This is a genomic window from Opitutia bacterium KCR 482 (genome assembly GCA_029269845.2).
Classification (GTDB): domain Bacteria; phylum Verrucomicrobiota; class Verrucomicrobiia; order Opitutales; family Intestinicryptomonadaceae; genus Merdousia.
This window is the reverse complement of record CP149973.1, coordinates 1,638,874-1,651,376: the sequence shown is the minus strand read 5'-3', so window position 1 is coordinate 1,651,376 and position 12,503 is coordinate 1,638,874. Positions and strand designations below refer to the sequence as shown.

10 protein-coding genes are annotated in these 12,503 nt (G+C 57.9%); 6 read left to right on the top strand and 4 right to left on the bottom strand.

Going from position 1 to position 12,503, the window contains the following annotated elements:
- Positions 1–2: 2 nt before the first annotated feature.
- The 4 genes from P3B99_007035 to P3B99_007020 all read right to left on the bottom strand — a co-directional run bounded on the left by P3B99_007035 (position 3) and on the right by P3B99_007020 (position 5,267).
- Complete coding sequence (locus P3B99_007035; GenBank protein WYJ06960.1) at positions 3–1,970, bottom strand: hypothetical protein; 1,968 nt, start codon at positions 1,968–1,970, stop codon at positions 3–5.
- Positions 1,971–2,158: 188 nt separating this feature from the next.
- Positions 2,159–3,454 carry a histidine--tRNA ligase gene (gene hisS / locus P3B99_007030; GenBank protein WYJ06959.1) on the bottom strand — a complete coding sequence of 432 codons (1,296 nt, stop codon included), beginning with the start codon at positions 3,452–3,454 and terminating at the stop codon, positions 2,159–2,161.
- A 6-nt stretch (positions 3,455–3,460) separates the two neighbouring features.
- Entirely contained in the window at positions 3,461–3,814 is a 354-nt protein-coding gene (locus P3B99_007025) for an HU family DNA-binding protein (GenBank protein ID WYJ06958.1), read from the bottom strand.
- 265 nt (positions 3,815–4,079) lie between these two features.
- Positions 4,080–5,267, bottom strand: coding sequence for a Gfo/Idh/MocA family oxidoreductase (locus P3B99_007020; protein ID WYJ06957.1), 1,188 nt, complete (start codon positions 5,265–5,267; stop codon positions 4,080–4,082).
- A gap of 230 nt (positions 5,268–5,497) precedes the next feature.
- On the opposite strand from P3B99_007020, the gene eno reads away from it, so the two are divergent.
- The 6 genes from eno to P3B99_006990 all read left to right on the top strand — a co-directional run bounded on the left by eno (position 5,498) and on the right by P3B99_006990 (position 12,487).
- On the top strand, positions 5,498–6,808 hold the full coding sequence (eno, locus tag P3B99_007015) for a phosphopyruvate hydratase (GenBank protein ID WYJ06956.1): 1,311 nt from the start codon (positions 5,498–5,500) through the stop codon (positions 6,806–6,808).
- A gap of 182 nt (positions 6,809–6,990) precedes the next feature.
- A complete protein-coding gene (locus P3B99_007010; protein WYJ06955.1) occupies positions 6,991–7,530 on the top strand; it encodes an HMA2 domain-containing protein in 540 nt (179 codons plus the stop codon).
- Positions 7,527–7,895, top strand: a complete 369-nt coding sequence (locus P3B99_007005; protein ID WYJ06954.1) for an HMA2 domain-containing protein — start codon at positions 7,527–7,529, stop codon at positions 7,893–7,895. The genes P3B99_007010 and P3B99_007005 overlap by 4 nt, the downstream gene beginning before the upstream one ends.
- A 4-nt stretch (positions 7,896–7,899) precedes the next feature.
- Positions 7,900–10,119 (top strand): heavy metal translocating P-type ATPase, encoded by a 2,220-nt coding sequence (locus tag P3B99_007000; GenBank protein ID WYJ06953.1) that lies wholly within the window; start codon positions 7,900–7,902, stop codon positions 10,117–10,119.
- Between the two features lie 28 nt (positions 10,120–10,147).
- Positions 10,148–10,486 (top strand): hypothetical protein, encoded by a 339-nt coding sequence (locus P3B99_006995; GenBank protein ID WYJ06952.1) that lies wholly within the window; start codon positions 10,148–10,150, stop codon positions 10,484–10,486.
- Between the two features lie 303 nt (positions 10,487–10,789).
- On the top strand, positions 10,790–12,487 hold the full coding sequence (locus P3B99_006990) for a hypothetical protein (GenBank protein WYJ06951.1): 1,698 nt from the start codon (positions 10,790–10,792) through the stop codon (positions 12,485–12,487).
- Positions 12,488–12,503: the final 16 nt, after the last annotated feature.

The following is a 12,503-nucleotide window of genomic DNA, read 5'->3' as shown; positions in this document are numbered from 1 at the left end:
CCTCAATATCCGCCCCCGATGGAACCGCCGACGCGCTCGGTGTTCACGCCGCAGTTGTCGTATCGGGTTGCGAGGTCCGTGTGGAGAATGTTTACGATGTTCGTGTCCTTGACTCCCTCCGCGAGGTATTCGTACATCGAGCGGCGGAGTTTCAGCTGGTAGAGAAGCTCCTGCCTGTAAATCGAGTAGAATGCGTCGGGATTGGCGTAGTGCTGAAGCTCGCGTTTGAGCGCGAACGAAACTTCAATCATGTAGTTTCTGTAAGAGCGTTCGTAGGACTCGCGGCTGAGCCTGTCGTGCAGAAACGGCTTTTTGTACCGCTCCGCGATTGTGCCGAGCCTGCGCGACCGCAACGCCTCGCCGAATGTGTTGTTTTTGAAAAACATCATGAAGTCGTTGTTTTCGTCGGTAAGAATCCTGATTTCGTTTTTCTGGCGGGCGAATTTTGCGATGTCGAGCGGCTTCCATTTTTCCAACGCACCCATGCGGACGAAGCGTATCGAGCTGAACGGAACGAAAGTCTTGTTCACGCTGCCGTCGAACTGCCTTACGAAAGTCGTGAAGTCGGGAATGGGCGAATTTTCGTGCCCGATGATTGACCCCGTCTTTCCGTGGTGCGACAGCACCCCCGGATTGTATATCCTGACCGAGAACGAGACAAGCTTCCCCGTCTTCGCGTCAACCGCCACGGCGTCGTCACCGACCTCCGAAATTTCCGAGACCGAAACGAAAGTCTTTGCGTCCCTGCCGACGTGTTTTACGTCGATTTTATGCGAAACGCGCGGGTTCGTGTCGGCGGTGAGGTTGAGGTATTTTTCGTCCGCCGAAAACACCGAAACTCCCAGAGAGCGGAATCCGCCGCCGTCGGGGGCGACCGCCAGAAGCTCCGCGCCCATGCGGACTTCGGAGTCGTCGGCAATCTCCAAGGCTTCGAGCGACTGCGGCACGGAATCGGGCACGAGCATTAGCAGCGGAAGCTCGTCCGAAACGAACGCGCGCGAGCACGACACTTTTCCCGCCGCGTTTGCGAACACCACGGGGAATTTTTCGGGCATGAATTCCTTTGTGCACAGCACGACCGTCCTGCCCTTGAATTTTGCGAGCACCGCCGCGTGGATTTCGTTTTCGACGCCTCGTTTTGTGAAGAGCGACTTTGCGAAAATCCTCTCCGCACGGGAGAGCGGCGGCGCGCTTTCAGAATCCGACGCGCCCGAATCCCGCTTCGGGTTCGCCGCCCCTACAACCGCGCGTTTGAGAGATGCGAGCCGCTCCGCATAGTCGGCGGATTCCGACATCGCCGCGCTCTTCAAATTTTCGAGCGTCGCAACCGAGATGCTGCGCGGACGGAACGAGTCGAACTCGCGCTTTGCCCTCGCCTGCGCTTCCAGCAGTTTTACGGCTTTTGCGGAGTCTCCGCCAGCCGCGGCAATCGCCCGCGCGCGCAGAGGCTCGAACTCCTCCGACGGGAACTGTTTCAGTTTGTAGTCAAGCTCGGACAACGCCTCGCGCCAGCCCGCAGCGTAGGCGCACCGCCCCTTGTAGTCGTCGGGGTAGCGGGCTTCGGCGAGCTTGCGCACAAACGCGGCGTCGCTTTGCGAAAGCGCGGAATACGCCGAAGCCGCCGCCGCGCAATAGTCGCACTGCTCAACCGTGTAGGCGAGTCTCTCCGCGTAGTTGTCGGGAAACTTTGCCGCCGCCCTGTCGCGGATTTCCGCGAAGTCCGCAACCGATATGTTCGGCAGAAAGCGCGACAGCTCCGCGCGCGCGTCGGTCTGTCTGCGAATCCACTCCGATTGGAGTTCGGGGCTGTCGGGAAAATATTTTTTCGCCGCCGCCGAAATTTTCGCCGACTCCGCCGAATCGGCGGACTTGCCAGCGGCGTCCGCGCCGCCGAAATCGCACCCGCAAAGGAAAAGCGCGGAAATTGCCGACAGCGCAAGAAGCGTTTTTTTGTTTAAATCAATCTTCATCTAATGCTCTATAATTTATAATAAACGGACAAAGAAAAGCAAGCATGAAAAATTAAAAGAATCGCAGCTCTTTCCTCCGCGCCGCCCTCCCCGCGCCCGAGCATGGCCCCGCGCCAAATTTGCGGCGAAAAAAAACTCCGCAACCTGTCGGCGCGGAGTGTCCTGTAAAACGGCGCGTGCGCCGAAGCTCAAAGCAGCGAGCTTAGCGCAACAGCGGACGTTTCGCCCGATTTCAAATCCTTGATTTTTACGATTCCCTGCGCGAGTTCGTCGTCGCCCAAAATGTACGCCTTTGCCGCACCCACGGCGTCCGCCTGCTTGAACTGCTTGCCGAACGACGCCTGTTTGAGCGGGTAGTCGGTCTTGACGCCCGACCTGCGGAGCGCGGAGATTATCTCCAAAGCCTTCGGGCGGACGTTTTCCGAGCCTATCACGAAATACGCGTCGGGGGCGTCGCGCAATTCGCCCGACTTGCCGACGAGTTCGAGCAAATCGGAAACCGTGACGTCGCCCATGCCGAAACCGACTGCCGGCATGTCCTGATAGCCGAGTTTTTTTACGAGGTTGTCGTAGCGTCCGCCGCCCGCGAGCGCGCGCCCCGTGCCGGCCGTCTGGAACGCCTCGAACACGAAGCCCGTGTAGTACGCCAAGCCGCGCACAATGCCCAAATCGGGCGAGATGAACGCGCCCACGCCGAGCGATTCGAGAATCGACACAAGCTTGCGCCAGTCGGCTATTCTTGCGTCGACGCGTTCGGCGAGTTCGCCGTCGGCGTCGAATGCCGCCCGCATCGAGTCCAAATCACGAAGCGAAATGAAATTTTTGATTTTGCCGACAAGCGCGTCGGCGTCAAGCCCCGTGCCGTCGAGCGCGGCGACCGTCATTTCGCGCAGGGCTTCGGGCGAAACCTTTTCGAGCTTGTCGATTACCGAAAGCACGGAAATGATTTTCGCGTCGGGAACGCCCGCGCTTTCGAGGAAAAGCACCCAGAGGGTTCTGTCGCCGAGGCGCAGTTTGAACTCGTTTTCCGTCAGCCCGAAGCCGCGGAGCGATTCTATCAGAAGCGCGATAACCTCGGCGTCGGCATCGAGAGACTCCTCTCCGAGAATGTCGGCGTTGTACTGGAAGAACGCGCGGAGCCTGCCCTTTTGCTGGCGTTCGTAGCGGTAGTTCTCGCCTATCGCAAACCACTTTACTGGGCGTCTGATTCCCGCCGCCTTCGCGCCGACCATGCGGGCGAGCGACGGCGTCATTTCGGGACGGAGCGAAACCGCCCTGCCGCCCTTGTCCACAAATTCGAACAGCTGCGACTTGATTTCCTCGCCGCTTTTTTCGGTGAAGAGGTCGAGCTGTTCGAGAACGGGCGGCTCGAACTCGGAAAAGCCGAACGAGCGCGCCGCGCGCCGCCAGACGCCGAAAATATAGTTCTTTTTGGCGCAATCTTCGGGATAAAACTCCCTGAACCCCGGCAGCGTTTTAAACATAAAAGCCTACTTTCTGGCGCGGGCGGCCTTGCTTTCCTCGACGAGCGAAAGGTCGAGGTTTTTGAGGGCCGCCTTCAATTCCTTGCCCGCCTTGAACTTGACGATTGCGCGCTTGGGAATAACGACGTCGTGGTCGGGCTTCGTGGGGTTTCTGCCGACGCGGGGCTTGCGAACCTGAACTTCGAGCACGCCGAAGTTTCTAAGCTCTACGTTTTTGCCCTGCGCGAGCGATTCCGAAAGAATGTCGAGCGTGCGCTGGACGATGTCTTTTACATCGTTTTGGAGAATGTCGCCGCGGCGGCATTCCTCTTTGTCCTGATAAATTCTTTGCACAATTTCTCTTTTAGTAAGATTTTGCATGGTTTGATATATTTTATTGTTGTGAAATAGATGCCCCGGGCAAATTTTTCCGAACCCCGCCTGCGGAGCGCGTACGCATGCCCGAAATCAATTACAAGGCGTAAAAGCTTATTTAGCCTGCGGGAATGTCAACAAAATTAAAACGCGATTTTCTAAGAATTTCGAAATTTTCTCAACTTTCCTGTCCAGCACCGCTTTTTTGTCCAAAAAACAGCGACGCCGCGTGGGCGTTTTGCCCGCGCGGAGTCGGAGTATGCAAGTTTTATTAGCTGAGCTTGACGGGTTCCCAAGCGCCTTCCTTGGCGTTGCTCTTGATGGACGCGTCTACGAACGCCAAGCCCATTCTGCCGTCGAGGACGGTGGCGTAGCGGGTGTGTTCGTACGAGAAGGGCTTGCCTTCCTTCCATGCGCGAATGTCCTTTTCGAACTCGCGGTGCAGACGCGCGTAGGCGTCGTGGAAGCCTTCGGGGTGTCCCGACGGAATGCGCGGTTCTTTGAGCAGCCATTCGGGAACGTCGCCGAGGAAGCCGTCGTTGGGCTGGACGTCGCCGCGCCAGTAAACGCGGTCGGGCTGTCCCGCCAGCATGATGACGACCTTTTCGGGCTCTTCCTGACGCCATACAAGCGTGCCCTTAGTGCCCGCGACTTCGATTGCCATGTCGTTCTTGTGGCCGATGCAAACCTGCGAGGCTCTGACCATGCCCCTGCCGCCGTTGGAGAGTTCGCAGTAGACGGTTGCGTGGTCGTCGAGCAGACGGCTCTTTACGAAAGTTTCGAAGTGCGCCGAAACGCGGGTTACGTCGAGACCCGTCACGAAGCGCAGCTGCATGAGCGCGTGAGTGCCGATGTCGCCGCAGCAGAGCGAGCCGCCCGAACGCTTGGGGTCTGTGCGCCAGTCCGCGCCGCTTTCGCCGCCCTGTTGTTCAATCTTCTTCGCGAGCCAACCCTGAATGTAGGACGAATCCACCCAGCGAACGTCGCCGAGCAAACCGCTTGTCACCACGAAGCGCGAGAACCACGACGACCAGTGGCCTAGGTATGTGTGCGCTACGGCAAACGGCAGACCCTTTGCGGTGGCGGCTGCAACGAGCGCGTCCGCCTGTTCGAGGTTGATTGTAAGGGGCTTTTCGCACATGACCGGAATTCCCGCCTCGATTGCCTTCATTGCGGGGTCGAAGTGCACAAAGTTTGGGGTTACGATGAGGACGTAGTCGAGACGCTGGTCTTCGGGGAGGTTCTTCTGGTCCTCAATCATTTCGACGTACGACGGATAGCCCTTGATGGGGTACGGCCAATTTTCGGCTTCCTTCATCGCGACTTCGGGATTCGGGTGGAGCGCCCCGGCGGCGACTCTGCGGGTGCCGTCCGAGAATATTGCCTTTTGGTGGGGTTGCGCGATGAACGCGCCGCAACCGCCGCCGATTAATCCGACGTTTAGAGGTCTTTTTGACATGATTTTTCCTTTTATATATAGTTGATAAAATCGCGTCGAACCGTACGGCAATCCCATACAAAAAACGGACGGAACGCTGTTCCGAAGTCTTTTTTCCACCGCGCGGACGACGTTTTTACGAAAAGGCAGATTACAACGCCGCCCCTTTCTTTCAACCATTTTTTTCAACGATTTTCCGCAATCCGCCCGCCGATTTAAGACGCGCCGCGTTTGTGCCGATTCGTTCGGATATGCAAACGGCAATTTCGAAAATAAAGGCAAGGGAAATTCTGGACTCGCGCGGGAATCCGACGGTCGAGGCGGACGTAGTTCTCGAATGCGGGGCTTTCGGACGCGCGTCGGTTCCTTCGGGGGCGTCTACGGGAGAGGCGGAGGCCGTCGAACTGCGCGACAAAAACGCGAAGCACGCCGACCATTCGCGCTTCGGCGGCAACGGAGTGCTCAAAGCGGTCGAAAACGCCGAGGGGAAAATCGCCCGCGCGCTGCGCGGCATAGACGCGCTCGACCAGCCGAAAGTGGACGCCGCCATGATTGAGCTTGACGGCACGCCGAACAAGTCAAAGCTCGGCGCAAACGCGATTCTCGCGGTTTCGCTCGCCTGCGCAAAGGCTGCGGCGGACGCTGCGGGGCTTCCGCTCTACAAATATCTGGGCGGCGCAAACGCCCGCGTTCTGCCCGTGCCGATGATGAACATCGTAAACGGCGGGGCGCACTCCGACGCGCCGATAGACATTCAGGAGTTCATGATTGTCCCAGCGGGAGCAAAAAGCCTGCGCGAGGCGGTGCGGGCGGGCGCGGAGATATTCCACGCGCTCAGAGACGTGCTGAAATCGCGCGGGCTTTCCACGGCGGTGGGCGACGAGGGCGGCTTCGCCCCCAGATTCGCAAGCTCCGACGACGCGCTCTCCGCCATTGCCGACGCAACCCTCAAAGCGGGCTACAAATTCGGCAAAGACATTTTCGTTGCCCTCGACGTTGCGTCGAGCGAATTTTACGATGCCAAGCGAGGACGCTACGTTTTCGAGAAGTCCGACAAATCCGTAAAAACCGCCTCCGACATGGTCGCCTACCTCTCCGGCCTGAAACGAAAATTCCCCGTTGTCTCCATTGAGGACGGCTGCGCCGAAGACGACTGGAACGGCTGGAAACTCCTGACCGAAACCCTCGGGAAATCCACGCAGCTTGTCGGCGACGACCTTTTTGCAACAAACCCGCGCATTCTCAAAAAGGGGATAGCGGCGGGAATCGCAAACGCAGTTCTCGTGAAGGTAAACCAGATTGGCACGCTTACCGAAACGCTCGAAACCGTGGAAATCGCAAAACGCACGGGCTACGCGGCGGTGGTCTCGCACAGGTCGGGAGAAACCGAAGACACGACAATCGCCGACCTCGCCGTGGCGACGAACGCGGGGCAGATAAAAACAGGCTCGCTTAGCCGCAGCGACCGCACCGCAAAATACAACCGCCTCATGCGCATAGAGGAGGAGCTTGGGAGCTCCGCGCTCTTCGGCTCGCTCGACGGCTCAAAGCCGTTCGAATAAAGAGTGGACATTCCGCGAAAAATATGAAGTATACGAGTCCGACGCGCAATGCGGCGGGCTTTTTTTTGCACCCCAAACCGCCACGCCCCCCAAAAAACTTGACAATGGGAAACGGAAAAGTTAGACTAAATTAACTTTTCAACAATGGGCGCAAACGCCCCCAACCAAGAGGCAACATTTCAATGAATATACAAGGCAACAGTATTTTGGACGCCGCCATGCGCGCGCCGTCGTTTCAGGGAGTTCTCGAAGTAAAACACTCGATAGCGGGCAGAATGCGCGTGCGCATACCGTCGATGAAGTCGAACCGCGCCATTGCGGAGCGAATCGTAAAAACGCTGTCGGGAGTGGGCGGCATAAGGAAAATATCGGCAAACCCGATGCTCGGAACGGTGCTTGTGGAATACGACGCCAAGACGCTTTCGCCCGTAATCGTGGTATCCGCCCTCACCTATTGCTTCGACTTCGAGGCGCAGGTGAAGTCGAGGAAATCGCTGCTTGCAAGCGAGCTTACCACAATAGGCTACGCGTTCAATCAGGCTCTCATGCAGCGCACAAAGGGACTTTTCGACCTCCGCGCACTCATGACGATTCTGCTGATTCTCCAACTCCTCAAAACCGTACCGATTCTCCGCAGGACATTCAAGATACAGACAACAACGCCGTCGTTCCCCACGAACCTGCTCTGGTGGCTCTTCCAAAGCGTGAACATCTGCAAATGAACCCGCTGAAAAAAATCGCGCTTTCGTTTGTCGGAAGCCTGAAAGTGCTCCACAGCATACGCGGACGCCTGCGAATCAACGTCGGCGGCATAAAGTCGTACCCCGAATACGCGGAAAAATACGCGCCGATGTTTCTGAACGCCCTCAAAAAGAGGGTCGGAATTACGGAAGTTTCGCTTTGCAAAATCACGGGAAATCTGCTTGTATCCTACAATCCGAACGAGACGTCGGAGGACGCCGTAATGGCGTGGATTCGCGGCGCGTGGAACGCTACGCTTGAAATTGCGTGCTCGCCCGACGCCGCCGAAGCCGACGAAAAAACGCTGGCAAAACGGATAAAATCCGCGCTCGACAATTTAAAATAAGGATATGTTCAAGAAAAAAACGCCTCTGTTGAAATGCTTCCGCGCCCACGAATTACGCGGAAGAATAAGGATTACATGCAGGGGGTTGCGCTACGTCGGGAAAGGCGGCGAGCGCGAACACCTGCTTTCGCACTTCCAGATTTTGGAAGGCGTGGAATCGGTGAGGATAAACCCCGCGGCGGAGTCCGTCGTGGTGAAGTTCGACGCCGAAAAAACTACGCCCGACAGAATCATGTCGGCGGTCGAGGAAATCATCGCCGCGCACTCGCTCGGCATACTTCAAAGGGAGCGGGAGGAAAAGAACAGGCTTTTGGTGGAGGAGCGCGATTTGCACGAAGAACCGCTTTCGACGCTCATTACGCGGAGCGCGGTTTCGGCGTCGCTACTGCTCGGCTCGTGGCTCGCAAAGAAGACGGTGCCTGCGACAATCGCGGGCAGACTTTTCGGCTTTCCGGGAATCGGCGCGCTCGCGCTCGCATACCCGCTTTTCAAGAGCGGAATCGGCGCGTTCAAAAGGTCGATGCTTCCCAACGCCGACACGCTGAGCGCAATGGCGGTGCTTTCGAGCGTGCTTTCGGGCAAAACGGCGTCGGCGCTGACGGTGCTATTCCTGCACGACTTGGCGGAGTCGATGACGGTCTACACGATGAACCGCACGCGCAACGCAATCCGCGACATGCTTTCGGTCGAAAACGAAACGGTCTGGCACCCGCTGAAAAACAAAATCGGCAGCCCGCTCGAAAAAATCCCCGCAAAGAGCCTGAAATCGGGCGACATAATCGTGGTGCATTCTGGCGAAAAAATCTGCGCCGACGGCGAGATTGTCTCGGGGCACGCGGTAATCAACCAGTCGTCGATTACGGGCGAATTCGAACCCGTCTCGCGCAAGACGGGCGGCAGGGTGTTCGCGGGAACGCTCGTGGTGGAGGGCACAATAACCTGCAAAGTGGAGTCTGCGGGCGAGAACACGGCGGTCTCGAAAATCATAAAAATGGTCGAGGACGCGGGCGGCAAAAAGGCGGAGGTACAAAACTACGCCGACAAATTTTCGTCCGCCCTCGTGCCGCTCAACATAGTTCTTGCGGGCTTGGTCTACGCGCTCACGCGCGACATGAACAGGGCGTTGAACATGCTCATCATAGACTACTCCTGCGGCATAAAGCTTTCGACGGCGGCGGCGCTGTCGGCGGCAATCAACACTGCGGCGCGGCAGGGCGTGCTCATCAAGGGAAGCGGCGTGATTGAGTCCATGAGCAAGGCGGACACGCTCATTCTCGACAAGACGGGCACTCTCACAGAGGGCAAACCGTGCGTGGAAAGCATAGTGCCGCAGTCGAAAAAATTTACGCAAAAAGACATCGTCTGCTACGCGGCGGCGGCGGAGGAAACCTCGAAACACCCTATGGCGTCGGCGATTCTCGACGCCGCCACGCGTGAGGGCGTCCGCATTCCGCAGCACGGCGACGTCAATACGATTGTCGGGCGCGGCGTGTACACCACGGTAGGCGGCTCTACAATCCGCGTGGGCAACAAGAAATTCCTCAACGAAAGCGGAATCCACACGCACTCCATGCGCGAACAGGCGTCCGCGCTTTTCGCAAAGGGCGAAAACGTGGTGTTCGTCTCGAAGGACGACGAAATCGCGGGGCTTATCGGAATTAGAGACCCCCTGCGCGAGAACATGAAAAAGGCTCTCAACCGCCTGCGCAACGTGGGGGTGGACGACATCGTTCTGCTTACGGGAGACCTCGAACAGCAGGCGGACGTCGTGGCTCGCAGACTCGGAATAGACAGCTACGAGTACGAGCTTCTGCCCGAAGACAAGGCGCGCGTGGTGCTCGGCATGCAGGCTCGCGGGAACAAGGTGGTGATGGTAGGCGACGGCATAAACGACGCCCCCGCCCTCGCCTACGCCGACGTTGGAATCGCGCTCGGCAAGACGCGCACGGACGTCGCAATGGAGGCTTCCGACATCACGATAGCAGGCGACAACGCCCTCATGCTCCCCGGAATCTACGGGCTTTCAAAGTATACGATGGACGTCGTGCGGCAGAACCTGATAGCGGCGGTCGGCATAAACACACTCGGGCTTATGCTGGGCGCGCTCGGAACAATTCCCGTAATTTTCGGAGCGGTGATGCATAATTCCTCGACAATTCTGGTTGTAGCCAACAGTATGAGAATATTGTTTTACGATATGGGGCGTCCGCCTTCGCTAAAATAACTTTAAATCAAAACCGAAAGGAACAAACATGACAAGAGACCATATAATCGGAGCCGCGCTCGGCATCGGCATCGCAGCGACAGGCTTCTACCTCTACAAAAAGAATCAGGATAAAATCGACGAAATCCTGCGTTCGCACGGAATGGACATTCCCGTCAACGAAAACAAGCCGTTGAACAATATGTCCGTCGAAGAGCTCGCGACGCTCAAAGAAAAGATTGAAGACATCATCGCCGAACGCGAACTTGCCGCGGAATCTGGCGAAGCCGCCGCGCCCGCGGAGGAAAAGCCCAAGGCGAAACGCCGCCGCCGCAAGACAAAGGCGGCAAAGGTTGCCCCCGCCGCGGAAGAACAGCCCGCAGCATAAGCCCCGAATTTCGGATTTCGGACGCCCGCGCCGCAAGGTCGGGCGTTTTTTGCGGACATTCAACGCAACGCGCAAAATGACCCGCGCGGCAACACGCCAAACGCAAAGCGGCGACGCAACGACGCGCTATGCGCATGCTTCTATCTCCGCGCAACTTCCTGCGCGCGCATTCGCAACCCTCGCCTATCCGCGCCCCTTTTCCACACCGCGCACCGCTTCCGACTCCGCGCTCGGTTTTGCATTTTTGGGGCAGTCCGCGCTTTCATATCTTGACATTTAAAACTGCGGAATAAATATGGATTTATGAGGTTTTTTAGCGCAATAATTTTTTGCATTTCGGCGGTCGCGGCGTCGGCGCAACACGCAGTGCCCGAACTGCCCAAGCTTCCCGTTTCGCCGATTTCGCAGTCGGACATAGACAAACTGCTCGAAAACGACAGCGCGCAGGCGTGGGGCGAATACGCCGAAAAGACCCGCGCGACAACCCTCGACCTCGCCCTCAAACAGCTCTACCCCGAAGCCGCGGGCTGGCTCTACGTCTACAAGGCGGCGGACCTCTTCTCGAAGGAGGGGACGTCTTTGCACACGGCGGTAAAACGCGCAATGCTATCCGACATTCCCGCGCTCTGCGACTTTTTCGAGACAATGAAGCCCGAAGACAACCTCGAAGGCGTCTGCAAAACGCTCGCGCAAATCCACCAAGTCTACCCCGACAATTTCAAAAAATACCTGAGGAGCGCGTTCGCGGTCTCGCTCGTCTACGACGTTCCGCCCCCCGGCGGCTGGCCGAACTGCGGAACGCCGTCCGACCCCGTCCCGATGTTTCAGGCGGAGGAAACCTTCAACATTTTCACGGAAGACCCGCATACGTTCGTGTTCCCGATGGACAGGCTGACGGTCGGCGAACTTATCTGGGTGTTCGGAATCGGCGGGCCGCTCGACGAGCTGCGCGGACTGAAAAACACGAGCATTGCGCCGTTCGCGATAGAAAAGCTTGCGCACTCGATAAAGACCGACAAGTCGCGCTACGCAAACGGAGTCGTTGCCGACTGGGACGCGTCGGAGCGCGAATTCACCCCGAAAAATATCCTCAAATACGGCGGCACGGAGGCGGAAAAAGTCTACTGCGCGTGGAGAATCGCAAACGCCAACGGCATACCCTGCCTTTTCTTCCGCGAGGGCAAACAGGCGTGGCTTGCGTACATGTCGCGGCCGGGGGTCTGGAAGCACGACGTCGCCCGCAGCGAAAAGGCAAAACACCTCTTCGGACGCCCGCTCGACCCGCAAACATGGAGGACATCGCAGAAGTTCGACATCGACATGCTCGCCCGCCGCCACATCACGACGGAGGCGGGAATCTTCTCGCGCGTGTTCCTCGAAATTTCGCGCATGCTCTACGACGCGGGCAAAAACAACGATGCCGCCGTTTTCGCCGACAAAGCCCGCAAGGAAAATCCCGAAAACTGGGAGGCGTACATCGCGTTCATCTCGGCGCGCGCGCGCTTCGGGGCGTCGCAGGGCGAGCTTGACTCTTACTGGCGCAAAAGCTACGAAGCGTTCCGCCGCTACCCCGACATGTGCATTGCAATGCTCAATTTCTACCGCCAAAACCTCATCGCCCTCAGGCGCGGCAAAGAGGCGGACAGGCTGCTCACCGCCGAAATGCGCGGCGTAATGCGCTCCGACACGGGGCTTGGCATCGACATCTACGCGAACCAGATTTCCGACATGTTCGCCCGCGCCGAAGACAAAACGGAAATCCTGCCCGCATATCAGGATATCGTGAGAAACTCGACCTCCTGCCCCGACGAGTGCCTGCGCAAAATAACGATGCCGCTTGCAAAACTTTTCGTGTCGGTCGAAGACTACCGAAGCGCGAACAAGGTGGTGTCGATGTTCGTAAGCGCCTCGCGCGACGAACTGTCGAAAGCGAGGGCTGAAAAACTGCGCGAAACGCTGACCCCGCCGAAAAAGGCGAAGCCCGAAAAGGGGGAGGAATAACTTGGGCTTTCTCAAA

What these genes read in the sequence shown, in the direction of transcription:
- P3B99_007035 (WYJ06960.1), bottom strand. Translation starts at nt 1,970, where the DNA reads ATGAAGATTGATTTAAACAAAAAAACGCTTCTTGCGCTGTCGGCAATT.
- P3B99_006995 (WYJ06952.1), top strand. Translation starts at nt 10,148, where the DNA reads ATGACAAGAGACCATATAATCGGAGCCGCGCTCGGCATCGGCATCGCA.
- P3B99_007000 (WYJ06953.1), top strand. Translation starts at nt 7,900, where the DNA reads ATGTTCAAGAAAAAAACGCCTCTGTTGAAATGCTTCCGCGCCCACGAA.
- eno (WYJ06956.1), top strand. Translation starts at nt 5,498, where the DNA reads ATGCAAACGGCAATTTCGAAAATAAAGGCAAGGGAAATTCTGGACTCG.
- P3B99_007020 (WYJ06957.1), bottom strand. Translation starts at nt 5,267, where the DNA reads ATGTCAAAAAGACCTCTAAACGTCGGATTAATCGGCGGCGGTTGCGGC.
- P3B99_007005 (WYJ06954.1), top strand. Translation starts at nt 7,527, where the DNA reads ATGAACCCGCTGAAAAAAATCGCGCTTTCGTTTGTCGGAAGCCTGAAA.
- P3B99_006990 (WYJ06951.1), top strand. Translation starts at nt 10,790, where the DNA reads ATGAGGTTTTTTAGCGCAATAATTTTTTGCATTTCGGCGGTCGCGGCG.
- hisS (WYJ06959.1), bottom strand. Translation starts at nt 3,454, where the DNA reads ATGTTTAAAACGCTGCCGGGGTTCAGGGAGTTTTATCCCGAAGATTGC.
- P3B99_007025 (WYJ06958.1), bottom strand. Translation starts at nt 3,814, where the DNA reads ATGCAAAATCTTACTAAAAGAGAAATTGTGCAAAGAATTTATCAGGAC.
- P3B99_007010 (WYJ06955.1), top strand. Translation starts at nt 6,991, where the DNA reads ATGAATATACAAGGCAACAGTATTTTGGACGCCGCCATGCGCGCGCCG.